The organism is Streptococcus infantis, from assembly GCF_047464415.1.
GTDB lineage: Bacteria > Bacillota > Bacilli > Lactobacillales > Streptococcaceae > Streptococcus > Streptococcus infantis_AE.
Genome location: NZ_JASHBX010000012.1, coordinates 14,931 through 28,950, shown reverse-complemented (window position 1 = coordinate 28,950; position 14,020 = coordinate 14,931). Strand labels below are relative to the sequence as shown.

The 14,020-nt window shown below is 39.3% G+C and carries 19 protein-coding genes; 4 read left to right on the top strand and 15 right to left on the bottom strand.

The window, feature by feature from the left end:
* Positions 1-17 precede the first annotated feature (17 nt).
* The 14 genes from rpsR to QM460_RS07760 all read right to left on the bottom strand — a co-directional run bounded on the left by rpsR (position 18) and on the right by QM460_RS07760 (position 9,683).
* Complete coding sequence (gene rpsR / locus QM460_RS07825; RefSeq protein WP_000068664.1) at positions 18-257, bottom strand: 30S ribosomal protein S18; 240 nt, start codon at positions 255-257, stop codon at positions 18-20.
* A gap of 32 nt (positions 258-289) precedes the next feature.
* On the bottom strand, positions 290-760 hold the full coding sequence (ssbA, locus tag QM460_RS07820; RefSeq protein WP_000609604.1) for a single-stranded DNA-binding protein SsbA: 471 nt from the start codon (positions 758-760) through the stop codon (positions 290-292).
* 11 nt (positions 761-771) lie between these two features.
* Entirely contained in the window at positions 772-1,062 is a 291-nt protein-coding gene (rpsF, locus tag QM460_RS07815; RefSeq protein ID WP_001151786.1) for a 30S ribosomal protein S6, read from the bottom strand.
* 128 nt (positions 1,063-1,190) lie between these two features.
* Positions 1,191-1,847: a CBS domain-containing protein gene (locus tag QM460_RS07810; protein ID WP_000268637.1), complete on the bottom strand. Its 657-nt coding sequence runs from the start codon at positions 1,845-1,847 to the stop codon at positions 1,191-1,193.
* A 300-nt stretch (positions 1,848-2,147) separates the two neighbouring features.
* A complete protein-coding gene (locus tag QM460_RS07805; protein ID WP_000062222.1) occupies positions 2,148-2,858 on the bottom strand; it encodes an ABC transporter ATP-binding protein in 711 nt (236 codons plus the stop codon).
* Positions 2,858-3,622, bottom strand: coding sequence for an ABC transporter ATP-binding protein (locus QM460_RS07800; protein WP_049503117.1), 765 nt, complete (start codon positions 3,620-3,622; stop codon positions 2,858-2,860). Before QM460_RS07800 ends, QM460_RS07805 begins: the two co-directional genes overlap by 1 nt.
* Entirely contained in the window at positions 3,622-4,578 is a 957-nt protein-coding gene (locus QM460_RS07795) for a branched-chain amino acid ABC transporter permease (protein ID WP_316108576.1), read from the bottom strand. Before QM460_RS07795 ends, QM460_RS07800 begins: the two co-directional genes overlap by 1 nt.
* A gap of 3 nt (positions 4,579-4,581) precedes the next feature.
* Entirely contained in the window at positions 4,582-5,451 is an 870-nt protein-coding gene (locus QM460_RS07790) for a branched-chain amino acid ABC transporter permease (RefSeq protein WP_000941435.1), read from the bottom strand.
* 114 nt (positions 5,452-5,565) lie between these two features.
* Positions 5,566-6,726 carry an ABC transporter substrate-binding protein gene (locus QM460_RS07785; protein ID WP_049503118.1) on the bottom strand — a complete coding sequence of 387 codons (1,161 nt, stop codon included), beginning with the start codon at positions 6,724-6,726 and terminating at the stop codon, positions 5,566-5,568.
* Between the two features lie 88 nt (positions 6,727-6,814).
* On the bottom strand, positions 6,815-7,084 hold the full coding sequence (locus QM460_RS07780) for a YlbG family protein (RefSeq protein WP_414289722.1): 270 nt from the start codon (positions 7,082-7,084) through the stop codon (positions 6,815-6,817).
* 75 nt (positions 7,085-7,159) lie between these two features.
* A complete protein-coding gene (clpP, locus tag QM460_RS07775; RefSeq protein ID WP_000613459.1) occupies positions 7,160-7,750 on the bottom strand; it encodes an ATP-dependent Clp protease proteolytic subunit ClpP in 591 nt (196 codons plus the stop codon).
* A 172-nt stretch (positions 7,751-7,922) separates the two neighbouring features.
* Positions 7,923-8,552: a uracil phosphoribosyltransferase gene (upp, locus tag QM460_RS07770; protein WP_000517029.1), complete on the bottom strand. Its 630-nt coding sequence runs from the start codon at positions 8,550-8,552 to the stop codon at positions 7,923-7,925.
* 87 nt (positions 8,553-8,639) lie between these two features.
* Positions 8,640-9,107, bottom strand: a complete 468-nt coding sequence (locus QM460_RS07765) for a deoxycytidylate deaminase (RefSeq protein ID WP_000136981.1) — start codon at positions 9,105-9,107, stop codon at positions 8,640-8,642.
* An 18-nt stretch (positions 9,108-9,125) separates the two neighbouring features.
* The gene (locus QM460_RS07760; protein WP_414289721.1) at positions 9,126-9,683 is read right to left on the bottom strand and encodes a TetR/AcrR family transcriptional regulator; all 558 of its coding nucleotides are present in this window, start codon (positions 9,681-9,683) and stop codon (positions 9,126-9,128) included.
* 124 nt (positions 9,684-9,807) lie between these two features.
* Between QM460_RS07760 and QM460_RS07755 the strand changes: the two genes are divergently transcribed.
* Genes QM460_RS07755 through QM460_RS07740 form a run of 4 tightly spaced genes read left to right on the top strand, consistent with a single transcriptional unit; the run spans position 9,808 to position 12,914 of the window.
* Entirely contained in the window at positions 9,808-10,653 is an 846-nt protein-coding gene (locus QM460_RS07755) for a DegV family protein (RefSeq protein ID WP_049530669.1), read from the top strand.
* 56 nt (positions 10,654-10,709) lie between these two features.
* Positions 10,710-11,876 (top strand): NAD(P)/FAD-dependent oxidoreductase, encoded by a 1,167-nt coding sequence (locus QM460_RS07750; RefSeq protein WP_414289720.1) that lies wholly within the window; start codon positions 10,710-10,712, stop codon positions 11,874-11,876.
* A gap of 50 nt (positions 11,877-11,926) precedes the next feature.
* Positions 11,927-12,448, top strand: a complete 522-nt coding sequence (locus tag QM460_RS07745) for a DUF1697 domain-containing protein (protein WP_000400057.1) — start codon at positions 11,927-11,929, stop codon at positions 12,446-12,448.
* Positions 12,449-12,458: 10 nt separating this feature from the next.
* The gene (locus QM460_RS07740; RefSeq protein WP_001081772.1) at positions 12,459-12,914 is read left to right on the top strand and encodes an 8-oxo-dGTP diphosphatase; all 456 of its coding nucleotides are present in this window, start codon (positions 12,459-12,461) and stop codon (positions 12,912-12,914) included.
* Positions 12,915-13,139: 225 nt separating this feature from the next.
* Here QM460_RS07740 and QM460_RS07735 read toward each other — a convergent pair whose 3' ends face one another.
* Positions 13,140-13,880 carry a MerR family transcriptional regulator gene (locus QM460_RS07735; protein ID WP_000274759.1) on the bottom strand — a complete coding sequence of 247 codons (741 nt, stop codon included), beginning with the start codon at positions 13,878-13,880 and terminating at the stop codon, positions 13,140-13,142.
* Positions 13,881-14,020 lie beyond the last annotated feature (140 nt).

The following is a 14,020-nucleotide window of genomic DNA, read 5'->3' as shown; positions in this document are numbered from 1 at the left end:
GACAAAGAGCTTCTTTTTTAATCTTCGTTTACGAAAGGCATCAAAGCCATTACGCGAGCGCGTTTGATAGCTGTTGTTACTTTACGTTGGTTTTTAGCTGAAGTTCCTGTTACACGACGAGGAAGGATTTTCCCACGTTCTGAAACGAAACGGCTAAGAAGCTCAGTATCTTTGTAATCAACATATTCAATTTTGTTTGCTGCGATGTAATCAACTTTTTTACGGCGTTTGAATCCGCCACGACGTTGTTGAGCCATGTTTTTTTCTCCTTTATAGTATTAATTGTCCATTAGAATGGTAAATCATCATCTGAAATATCCAAAGGATTCGTTGTTCCGAATGGATTTTCATCACGTGAAAAGTCAGGTACTGATTGAGTAGGTGCTGAATAGTTTGAACTTGGTGCAGAATAAGCTCCACCCGTATGTCCTTCACGCACACTACGGCTTTCCAACATTTGGAAATTCTCAGCCACGACTTCCGTCACGTAGACACGTTGTCCTTGCTGGTTATCGTAACTACGAGTCTGAATACGACCTGTCACCCCGATAAGTGAGCCTTTTTTAGCCCAATTAGCAAGATTCTCAGCCTGTTGGCGCCACATAACGACATTGATAAAATCAGCCTCACGTTCGCCATTTTGACTCTTAAATGTACGGTTTACTGCAAGAGTAAAAGTCGCAACTGCTACATTTGATGGGGTATAACGCAACTCAGCGTCACGAGTCATACGCCCTACAAGTACAACATTGTTAATCATAATCTACCTTCTTACGCGTCAGTTTTGACGATCATGTGACGAAGAATGTCAGCGTTGATTTTTGAAAGACGGTCAAACTCTTTAAGAGCTGCATCATCATTTGCTTCAACGTTAACGATGTGGTAAAGTCCTTCGCGGAAATCTTGGATTTCGTATGCAAGACGACGTTTTTCCCATGTTTTTGATTCAACAACAGTTGCACCGTTGTCAGTCAAGATAGAGTCAAAACGTGCTACCAAAGCGTTTTTCGCTTCTTCTTCAATGTTTGGACGAATGATATAAAGAATTTCGTATTTAGCCATTGATATGTTCCTCCTTTTGGTCTAATGACCCCAAGACATTGCAAGGGGTAAGTGAGGTTTGCTCACAATAAATTATTATACTAGAAAAAAATTTTTTTAGCAAGTAAAAACTGCTTCTATTTTATTTTTTACAGTTTTTTTGCTAAAGTTTGTGTAATTTCTTCAACCTGAATATTCTCAGATTCAAATTTCTGTTTAAAGGTAGCTAGATCAACCGTTCCCTCAATTTGAACTTCGATAACAATCTTACCATCTTTACGTGGAATATTAACAGTATGAGAAATATTTAGATTTTCCTCAACGATTAAAGAAACAATCTTACCAAGTACCCCAACTTCATTTTCTGTGATAAAACGAACACGGATTCCCTCTTCGCCATAACCAGAAATTTCAAGAAATGCTCTGAATACATCACGGTCAGTAATGACACCATAGACTTGTCCATTATCAATAACTGGCAAGATTCCAATCTTATTTTTCAGCATAAGGTAGGTTGCATCTTCCAAACTTGCATAACCTGAGACAGTTACAACATCACGAATCATGACGTCTTTTACTTTTGTTTTATTGAGCAAGTAATTCATCTCGAAGATTGAAAGACTCGTTGCTTTTGACGGACTGGCTTCAGCAATTGTTCCTTCTGTTACTAGACCAACTAATTTATCATTTTCAATAACAGGAAGACGATGCAAACCTTGTTCGCGCATCAAGTCCGCTGCATGTGCTACAGTCGTATCTGGACTAATATATACGACCTTTCGTGTCATAAAATCTTTAACTGCCATAGGAACTCTCCTTTATGTTTATAGTTTTATTATACACTTTTTACGAAAATCAATCAAACGCTTTCATCTCTTTTTCAAGATTCTGAAAACTCTGAAATACTATAAAAAGAGCCCTATATTAAGGCCCTCAATCTTATGATTATGTAATTTGTTTGGTAATCTTTCCCGCGAACTAAAACAATCCACTGGTTCTGATGATTGCCAAGCAATCTCTATCCGCAACCTAAACTAGTCTCCCAGACTATGCGAAGATTACTACGCAATCCTTATCCGCCGACTAAAAAGGTCCCCCGGACCTTTTTAGCCACCTAAATATGCTTTTCTGACTTCGTCTGATGCTGCGAGTTCTTTACCTGTTCCTGAAAGAACGATTTTACCTGTTTCAAGAACATAGCCTCGATCTGCGATGGCTAGTGCTTTATTGGCATTTTGCTCGATCAAAAGAACAGTTGTACCTTGTTTTTGAATATCTTGGATGATATCAAAAATTTCTTGGATGAAAATTGGTGCAAGCCCCATTGATGGTTCATCTAAGAGAAGAAGTTTAGGCGTTGACATAAGCGCACGTCCCATAGCAAGCATCTGTTGCTCACCACCAGAAAGGGTAGCTGCATCTTGGTTTTTACGTTCTTCCAGACGAGGGAAACGTGAAAAGACTTTTTTCAGATTTGCTTGGTTCTCTTCACGATTTTTCTTAAGAAAAGCTCCCATCTCCAAGTTTTCCAAAACTGTCAAACCAGGGAAGACGTGACGTCCTTCTGGTACTTGAGAAAGTCCTGATGCCACAATTTTTTGTGCAGGCATCTTTTGGATTTCTTGTCCCAAAAATTCAATTTTACCAGAACTTGGACGAACAAGTCCTGACAAGGTACGAAGGATGGTTGTTTTACCAGCCCCGTTGGCACCGATAAGGGAAACAACTTCTCCTTCATTTACTTCAAAGCTCACATCACGTACAGCTTGAATCATACCGTAGTGTACTGAGAGGTTTTCAACTTTTAACATAGACATTAGGCTTCACCTCCAAGATAAGCTTCGATAACACGTTTATTACTCTTGATTTCATCTGGTGTTCCATGAGCAATCAAACGACCGTACTCAAGAACATAGATACGCTCAGTAACTTCCATAACCAAGTTCATATCATGTTCAATCAGCATAATAGTAATGTTGAATTCATCCTTGATACGACGAATCAACTCAGTCAATTCTGCAGTTTCTTGTGGATTCATACCCGCTGCAGGCTCATCCAAGAAAAGGATTTTAGGTTCTGTAGCAAGAGCACGAACAATTTCCAAACGACGTTGTTGACCATAGGCTAAATTTTTAGCTAGAGTTTCAGCATCTCCATCCAAATCAAAGATTTTTAGTAATTCTAAGGCTTTAGCTTTCAATTCTTTTTCATTCTTATAAAAAGCTGGTAAGCGCAAGAAACTCGCAAAAACATGTTGTTTATGATGGTTGCTAAATGCAATCAGAACGTTATCCAAAACTGTCAAGTCCTTAAAAAGGCGGATATTTTGGAAGGTACGCCCTAAACCAAGAGATGCGATTTTATAGGGTTGCTTGCCATTTAACAAGTGACCATCCAAGGTTACTGTCCCTTCGCTTGGTTCATAAACACCTGTCAACAAGTTGAAGAGGGTTGTTTTTCCAGCACCATTCGGTCCAATCAAACCAACAAGTTCACCTTCGTTCAATTCGAGAGTGACGTCCCCAACGGCTGTCAGACCACCAAAATGTTTGGTTAAATTTTTTACTTCAAGTAATGCCATTAGTTTTGTCCCTCCTTCTTACCTTTTTTAAAGAGACGTGATAGGCTCAATTCCCATGTCCCAAGAAGACCACCTGGTCTGAAGATCATAACGAGTACCAAGGCCAAAGCATAGATAATCATACGAACGCTAGCCACGTCTTGAAGGAGCATGTTCAAGATTCCAAGCACGATCGCCGCAACAATTGCCCCTGTAATGGATCCTAAACCACCAAATACAACGATAATCAAGACATTGATAGAGTTGATAAACGTATAATCTTTTGGTACGACTGATCCGATAAATCCTGACTGAAGAGTACCTGCGATACTTGCAGTAACAGCACCAAAAACAAAAGCAATGATTTTAATTTTTGTAGTATTTACCCCTACTGACTCAGCAGCAATCTCATCTTCACGAACTGATAAGGTTAAACGTCCGATAGGACTGCGAAGGAAATTAAGAGTGGCAATCGTTGTAATCACGGCAAAGAAGTATACCATCTGCCAAGTTGTAAAGTTAGGAATCCCCAAAATACCAGCAGCACCGTTTGTAAGGCTTCCACCATTAATAATGAAGATACGAATAATTTCAGCAACCCCTAAAGTTGCAACTGCAAGGTAGTCACCCTTCAAACGTAGGGTTGGAATTCCAACGATCAAGGCAACCAAACCAGCAATGATAGCACCGAGCAACATAGCTCCAAAGAATGCACCATAGGTTGGAGATTTTGATCCGATAATGGCTGCTGCATAAGCACCAATAGCCATAAATCCAGCATGTCCAAGTGAAAATTGACCAGAGAACCCAACGATTAGGTTAAGACCTACTGCTAGAATAATATTGATACCGATTTGTTCAATAATCTGAATATGGAAAAGGTTCAAGACTCCTACTGAAACCAATAGGCTAATCAAACCATATCCAAGCAACAAAAGGAATAACCATAGAATATTAACTTTTAAATTTTCTTTCATTGTTTACACCTTCTCTTTCACATTCTTACCGAGGATACCAGCTGGACGAACAATCAAGATTAAGAGCAAGATTCCATACACGATGGCATCACGGAAATCTGACATTCCGAAGGCGGTAGCAAATGTCTCCAAAAGACCAATAACAAAGCCACCCAGAGCTGCACCAGGGATGATTCCGATACCACCAAGAACGGCAGCCACAAATGATTTAATACCTGGAGTCATTCCCATCAATGGTTCAAGAGAGTTATAGTAAAGTGCAATCAAAACACCCGCTGCACCAGCTAGAGCTGAACCCAATGCAAAGGTGAAACTGATTGTACGGTTCACGTTAATCCCCATCAGCTGAGCAGCATCACTATCTACAGAAACGGCACGCATGGCTTTCCCCATCTTGGTTTTTTGTACGATGAGTTGTAGAAGAACCATCAAAACAAGTGAGACAGTCAAAATCAACAATTGAATATTTGTTAGACTGATTGGTCCCAAGTCATAACGAACTGTTTGGATTGCTTGAGGAAAGGCACGTGTATTGGCGCCTACCAGATAGACCATCCCATACTCCAGTAAGAAGGAAACCCCGATGGCTGTAATCAATACAGAGATACGAGTTGAATGACGTAATGGACGATAAGCTAGGAACTCAATGATAACACCGAGAATTGCCGTTCCAATCATCGATAAGATCAAGGCTACAAAGAAATTTAATTGCAAGGAATTAATCAAGAAATAACCCATGAAAGCACCCATCATATAAATATCACCGTGGGCAAAGTTAATGAGCTTGATAATTCCATAAACCATAGTATAACCTAGGGCTAGCAGCGCATAAACACTCCCTAAGATTAGACCATTGACAAGTTGTTGAAGCATATGGTTCACTCTTTCTAAGTTTTATTTTTTAGGATTTTTATAAAAAATAATCCTTTCATAAACACCGAAACAGGGAGTGAGTAAAAGCTCATTCCCCATTTCCTGTATCTATAACTATGGTTTTACGACTTCTGCCGCTTCTACTTTACCATTATTCATGGTCATCATGAAGGCTGTTTTCACAGTGTTGTGATCTGCATCAAAGCTTGTTTGACCTGTAACACCTTCAAAGTTTTGTGTTTTAGCAAGATTGTTCTTGATATCAACTGAAGTTTTTGCACCTTTTGCTGCATTAGCTACAAGGTAAACTGAGTCATAAGCAAGAGCTGCAAATGTTGAAGGATCTTCGTTGTATTTTGCACGGTAAGCTTCAAGGAAGGCTTTTGCTTTATCTGAAACCTCTACTGTAGTTGAGAATCCTGAGATGAAGTAAATATTTGATGCGCGTTCAGCTGTTGCTTGTTGAACAAATTCTGCACCGTTAAATCCATCACCACCAATGATTGGTTTATCAATTCCCATACCACGAGCTTGGTTTACAATCTTACCAGCTTCTGTGTAGTAACCTGGCAATACGATTGCATCAAAGTCTTTATCTTTGATTTTTGTCAAAGCTGCTTGGAAGTCAGTGTCACCTGATACAAACGTTTCATCTGCTACGATTTCACCTGAGAATGAATCACGGAATGATTTTGCAATTCCTTTAGCGTAGTCGCTTGAGTTATCTGTATACAAGACAACTTTCTTAGCGTTCAACTTGTTTGTAACATAGTTAGAAATGATTTTCCCTTGGAAGCTATCTTGGAATGTTCCGATGAAAAGGAAATCTTGACCTTTTGTCAAACCATCTTGAGTAGCACTTGGAGAAATCAATGGAACTCCAGCTTGTGTAGCATTTGCTACAGCTGCTGCAGTCGCACCTGAAGTTGCAGGTCCTACGATAGCTGCTACTTTAGATTGAGTAACAAGGTTTGTTGAAACTGAAGCAGCTTCAGCAGTTTCAGACTTGTTATCTTTATCTACTACTTCGATCTGTTTTCCATCGATACCACCTGCTGCGTTGATTTCATCAACTGCAAGTTGAGCACCCTTTTGCTCAGATGTACCGTAAGATGCTACAGCACCAGTTTCTTCAAAGTTGAAACCGATTTTAACGACTTTCTCATCTACTGGGTTACCAGTTGAGTTTGAAGCTCCTGACTTCACTTCTCCACAAGCTGCTAAAACAGCTACACTTGCAAGAGCTACAAGTGATAAGGCAAATTTTTTCTTCATGTTTATCTCCTTTTAATTTCTTAATTTAAGTTACATGTTAAGAATATACCGAATTATCAGAAAATTGTCAACACATTTATCTTAATTTTTACATGATAACGTTTTCGCTATTTCTATAGAGACTACCAACAAAGGGAGTTTCCAATTCTTGGATATGACATCGTCGCACTTTTTTGATAAATCTCTCTTTTCCTAAACGGCTAACCACTTCTTCCACTTCTTCTGTTGGGACATACAGTTGCAGATAACGGTGTTTTTTAGAGTGGTAACAAATATCACCATAATTATCGAGTTTTTTTGCATCACGATTATAGTATAGGTAGATAATCAGACCAGACCGATTCTCTTTTTGAAACATATTACAACTTCCTTCTAACAATCTTCTTACTATTATATCAAAAAAAGCAAACTCAGTCGAGTTTGCTTCAAAAGATTAATTCAAAGAATTATTAGCCATGATTTCATCAATGAAACCATATTCAAGTGTTTCTTGAGCGCTCATCCAGTAATCACGTTCAGCATCTGCATGGATTTGCTCAACTGATTTACCAGAATTATCTGCAAGAATTTGCTCCAAAGTCTTACGAGTTTTAAGCAAGTGTTCAGCAGCAATCGCCATATCTGTTTGCTGTGTACCACCACCTGTACCACCCATCGGTTGGTGAATCATGTATTCTGCATTTGGAAGCATGAAACGTTTGCCCTTTGCTCCACTTGAGGCAATAATTGTTCCCATTGAAGCAGCCATCCCCATAACGATGGTTTGGACATCTGCCTTGATAAAGTTCATAGTATCAACGATTGCCAAACCAGCTGATACAGAACCACCTGGAGTATTCACATAAAGGTAAATATCTTTTGTACTATCTTGGGCATCCAAGAAAAGCAATTGGGCGATAACTGAGTTTGCCATATTGTCTTCGACTGGTCCAGTCAACATGATGATACGATCTTTTAGAAGACGTGAGTAAATGTCATATGAACGTTCTCCACGACTTGTTTGTTCAATAACTACAGGAATCATTCAATTCTCCTTCTGATTTCTAAATTTCTTAGTCGATTGACTCAATACAGATCTATTATATCTTTTTGGTCAAAAAAGGTCAAATTTTTGCTCTATTCTAAAGACAGACACAAAAATTCAACCTCCTTTCGAGACTAAAACCAATGAACAGTTTTAGTTTATGCTTAAAATCTTATTTAGTACCGAACAAGCGGTCTCCAGCATCACCAAGACCTGGAACGATATAGCCATGTTCGTTCAAACGTTCATCCAAAGCTGCTGTAAAGATTTCTACATCTGGGTGAGCTTCTTGAAGAGCTTTTACACCTTCTGGAGCGGATACAAGGCAGACAAATTTGATGTTTGATGCTCCACGTTTTTTGAGGGAATCAACAGCCAAGATTGCTGAACCACCTGTTGCAAGCATAGGGTCAACCACAAAAATTTGACGTTGGTCGATATCTTCAGGCAATTTAACCAAGTATTCTACTGGTTGAAGAGTTTCTTCGTCACGGTACATACCAATATGTCCAACTTTGGCTGCTGGAACCAAGCTCAATAGCCCATCGACCATCCCGATACCTGCACGCAAGATTGGAACAATTGCCAATTTTTTACCAGCCAATTGTTTTTGAACTGTTTTTGTGATAGGTGTTTCGATTTCAACGTCTTCAAGCGGAAGATCACGAAGTACTTCATATCCCATCAACATAGCAATTTCATCTACTAACTCACGAAAAGCTTTTGTAGAAGTGTCTGTACGACGCAAGATTGACAATTTGTGTTGAATGAGTGGATGATTAATGACTTCAAGTTTTCCCATTTTCTGAATTCCTTCTTTCAATTTATTCTTCTTATTATATCAAAAAATGGTTTAAAAATCCTTCTAAACCATCTTTTTTTTTAATTTTTAAATCAAGTTAGCTTCTTGAAGAGCTGCTTGTACTGTCTCAAGTGGTAAATGGGTCAACTCGGTCCCTTTTTCACGATAGAGATACTGGGCGTAGTCGTCCATACGGTACTGGTTAATATAAACGACACGCTCACATCCTACCTGAAGCAATTGCTTGGTGCAGTTGAGACAAGGAAAATGAGTAACGTAAGCTGTAAATCCTTTTGGAACGCCACGTTCTGCTCCTTGTAAAATAGCATTAACCTCAGCATGAAGAGTGCGGACACAGTGGCCCTCAATCACCAAACAGTCATGGTCAATACAATGCTCCGTTCCTGATACAGAGCCATTATAACCTGTTGAAATAACCTTATTATCCTTGACTAAAACAGCTCCTACCTTGGCGCGTTTACAGGTTGAACGATTGGCAATCAATAGGGCTTGAGCAGCAAAATACTCATCCCAAGCCAGTCTTTTTTCTGTCATAACTTCTCTCCTCCTGATCTATTTTTTGAAAAATGGTAGGCGTAAATCTGCGATTTTTTCAGCAGGAACCTTCATTCCATCCTTGATCCATTTAAGCAAAACTGATACGATGGCAGAACTCCAAAAAGAATGCAGGTAAGAGCTGACTCCTTTTGATTTTCCATAGTATTTTTCTAAAAACTCTTGCATGGCTTGCACAAAGATTTTTTCCAAGTGGTAGTCCAAGGCAAGCTGAATAACCTTGGCTTCTTTTCTGGCTTCACGAAAGAGATGAACCCAAACCAGATAGAGATCTGTTTTGACATCATAATGACTGAGCTGCTCCATGATATTATGGACACTGCGTTTAAAGACGCTTTCTAAAATCTCTTCTTTGGAGTCATAGTTTCGATAAAAGGCTGCACGGGAGACCCCAGCTCTTTTTACTAATTCGGAAATGCTAATCTTTGTCAATTCCTTTTTCTCCAAAAGTTGCAAGAGAGCTGTTTCGATAGCTTCTCTGGTCAGCAAATTGGATTCTTGATTGGATTTTCTGAGATTTTCAAGCGAATTTTCAGAAATTCTTCGTTCGGCCATAACACTTCCTTTCTACTTGTGACAACAGAGTGACGAGACTTTTGTTTTAAGATTTTTCATGATATAATTGTAAAAAAAGACAGAACCTTTGTCAATGTATAAGTGATAAAGATGGAGAATTTCTATGACTTGGAAGATTGTAGCTGACTCTGGTTGTGATTATCGTCAACTGGCAAATCCAGCAATTGATACTGAATTCATCAGTGTTCCCTTAACCATTCAAGTGGCTGATCAAGTCTTTATTGACGATGCTAGTCTTGATATTGACAAAATGATGGAAACCATGTATGCAACTTCTGAAGCTTCAAAATCAGCTTGTCCTAGCCCTGATGATTACTTGCGAGCATTTGAAGGGGCAAAACATATTTTTGTAGTGACCATTACCGGAACTCTTTCTGGTAGTCAAAACAGCGCTCAATTAGCTAAGAATCTCTATCTCGAAGAACATCCTGATACTCAGATTCATGTTATCGACAGCTTGTCTGCTGGTGGGGAAGTTGATCTAATCGTTGAGAAAATCAATGATTTGATTGACCAAGGACTTTCTTTTGAAGAAGTGGTTAATGCTATTACTGCTTACCAAGAAAAAACTAAGTTATTGTTCGTTCTCGCTAAGGTTGATAATCTGGTTAAGAATGGTCGCTTGAGTAAACTGATCGGTACAGTTGTTGGGCTCCTCAATATTCGTATGGTTGGGGAAGCAAGTGAAACTGGAACCTTGGAACTCCTCCAAAAGGCTCGTGGTGCTAAAAAATCTCTTCAAGCTGCCTATGAAGAGTTAATCAAAGCTGGCTATGCTGGTGGACGTATCGTCATGGCTCACCGCAGTAATGATAAATTCTGCCAACAACTCTCAGAACTCTTGCGTGAAAAATTCCCACAAGCTGAAATCAAGATTATCCCAACCTCTGGACTCTGCAGTTTTTATGCAGAAGAAGGTGGACTCCTCATGGGATATGAAATTGACTAATAAATCAAACAGGAGATGACTTATCATCTCTTGTTTTTTTATGGTACAATACTTTTATGAAACATTTTGACACTATTGTAATCGGGGGAGGCCCTGCTGGTATGATGGCTACGATTTCAAGTAGCTTTTATGGGCAGAAAACCCTTCTCATCGAAAAAAATCGAAAACTCGGAAAAAAATTAGCTGGTACTGGTGGTGGTCGCTGTAACGTGACCAACAATGGAACTCTAGATGACCTATTAGCTGGCATCCCTGGGAATGGTCGCTTTCTATACAGTGTCTTTTCCCAGTTTGATAACCATGATATCATCAACTTTTTTACTGAAAATGGCGTAAAACTCAAGGTCGAAGACCATGGTCGCGTCTTTCCAGCCAGCGACAAATCTCGAACCATTATCGAAGCTTTGGAAAAGAAAATCATGGAGCTAGGTGGGCAAGTTGCCACTCAAACAGAGATTGTTTCTGTTAAAAAGATTGACGACCAGTTTGTCCTTAAGTCTACAGATCAAACCTTCACTTGTGATAAACTCATTGTCACAACAGGTGGAAAATCCTATCCTTCTACTGGCTCTACTGGTTTTGGTCATGAAATCGCCCGACATTTCAAACACACTATTACCGAACTCGAAGCTGCTGAAAGTCCATTGTTGACTGATTTCCCGCATAAGGCCTTGCAGGGAATTTCCCTAGACGATGTAACCCTAAGCTATGGCAAGCACGTCATCACCCATGACCTGCTCTTTACCCACTTTGGTTTGTCAGGTCCTGCTGCACTACGCATGTCTAGCTTTGTCAAGGGTGGGGAAATTCTCTCTCTAGATGTCTTGCCACAACTTTCAGAAGGTGACTTAGTTGACTTTTTAGAAGAGAACCGTGAAAAGTCCTTGAAAAATGCCTTAAAAACTTTACTCCCTGAACGCTTGGCAGAATTTTTTGTCCAAGGATATCCTGAAAAAGTCAAACAACTAACTGAAAGAGAACGCGACCAACTTGTCCAGTCCATCAAGGCACTTAAAATCCCTGTGACTGGAAAAATGTCCCTTGCCAAGTCCTTTGTCACCAAAGGTGGCGTCAGTCTCAAGGAAATCAATCCTAAAACGCTGGAAAGTAAGCTAGTACCTGGACTCCACTTTGCTGGTGAGGTACTAGATATCAATGCCCATACGGGGGGATTTAACATCACTTCCGCCCTCTGCACCGGCTGGGTGGCAGGCTCAAACTAGAACTATAAATGATATAGTATCTAAAGATATTGGATAAGAAAGGAGCTATTTTGGAACATATTATTTTACTGAGAGGTGTTACACCGAATGGACAAAATGCTATCCCTAAAATGTCTTATCTGGTAGATATCTTAACAGAGGCTGGTTTTCAACACGTTCGAACTTATATTCAAAGTGGAAATATTATTCTTGAAAGCGACTTAGCCATAGAAGAAATACGAGAACAAGTCCATACTCTAATAAAAGAAAAAATCGGAGCCGACTTGAAAATGGTCATTAAAAATAAGAGTGATTTTACAAAAATTGTCCAAGAAAATCCGTTTGGAGAACACTATCTTTATGACCGTATACATATAATTCTTTTCCAGAATGCTATCCAAAGTCTACCATTAGAAAAATTGAATATTGACTATGGGGAAGAAGAAATTTGTATCGGCAACCATTGTCTTTACCTCTATCTCCCTAGAACTGCAAAACGAAAAAAGCTTAATACCAACTATCTCGAAAAGCTGTTCGGCGTTGATCTGACCATGCGAAAGTTAAACGTGGTAGAAAAATTACTAACAAAATAGGAAAAATAAGATGAACAGAAGAGAATCAGTCGAATTTGTCAACATGTGCTTGATTAAAAATGGGGACAAGGTCCTAGTTCAAGACCGAGTTAGTCCTGACTGGCCTGGCATTACCTTTCCTGGTGGCCATGTTGAACGTGGCGAATCCTTTGTCGATGCTGTCATTCGTGAAGTGAAAGAAGAAACTGGTCTGACCATTTCTAAACCCCAACTCTGTGGGATCAAAGACTGGTATGATGATGCAGATTATCGCTATGTTGTCCTCTTTTACAAAACTGAACACTTTACTGGTGAGCTCCAATCTTCAGACGAAGGAAAAGTCTGGTGGGAGGATTTTGAAAATCTATCTCATCTTAAACTAGCTACTGAGGATATGTCTGATATGCTTCGTGTTTTTTTGGAAGAAGACCTCAGTGAGTTCTTTTACTATAAGGATGGGGAAGATTGGTCTTACCAACTCAAATAACAGTAAATCGGCAGAGGTCTCTCCGCCGATTTTTAGCTTGTCTAATCTTCAAGCTAGGTCTGTGTCCTCCTACTAATACTCAATGAAAATCAAAGAGCAAACTAGAAAGCTAGCCGCAGGCTTTACTTGAGTATGGCAAGGTGAAGCTGACGTAGTTTGAAGAGATTTTCAAAGAGTATAAATTTCTGTTACTGGCTTTGTCAGTCCTAGCTTGGTCTTTGATTTTTATCGAGTTTGTGTGCTTACATAGTGGGCAATAACATCTGATGTGTACTGAGCTGTCCCTGGGCCAAATTTGTCAATATTTTCCTTAAACTCTGGATTATAGACATAGCCTTTTCCGATATGACCGAAGACTTCCATAGAGCAGTCAAATCCATAGGTACGAATGGCTTGCAAGAGCTTGACTGCTTCCTCTTGGTTTTCAGATGCTGTTATCGGCAGACCAGATTTTAGATTTTGAGCCAAGGTTTGAAAGATTTGATTAAAGGTTGTTGTAGCTTCATCCTCTCGTCCTTTTTGACGCTCGAGAGCCTGGTCCATGACTTCTTGGCCATATTTCTCTACTGCCTCTTGGTGGTATTTTTGATTGTCTTGATAGCTAAATCCAGTGAATTTTTCCTCAATGGTCATTTTTCTCTCTCCTTTTTGTTCTTGAATGGTTTTTTGTAAGGTTGAAATTAAGGTATCCAGATGTTGTCTTTCTCGAGTCAGGTAATCCAACTGTCTCGTCAAATGTGGTAACAAGTCCGTCTTTTCTTCCTTCAATAGCTCTGCTATTTTTTCTAAAGAAAAGCCTAGATACTTGTAATAAAGGATAACCTGAAGTCGTTCTAAATCCTCTTGGCTGTAGATTCGATAACCATTTTCTGACTTTAATGGGACCAAAAGTCCTATCTTATCATAATGGTAAAGTGTTTTGATAGAAACGCCTGAAAGCTGCGCAGCTTCTTTGATATGGTACATGATTTCCTCCTCACATAATTAGTATATACCCTCCCCTTTGGGGAGAGTCAAGTATTTTTTAAGAATTATGAAAACGTAAAATTGATTTTCTTGACAGACTTCAAAAATCATGATAGGATAATCAAGTCTATCAATCAAAT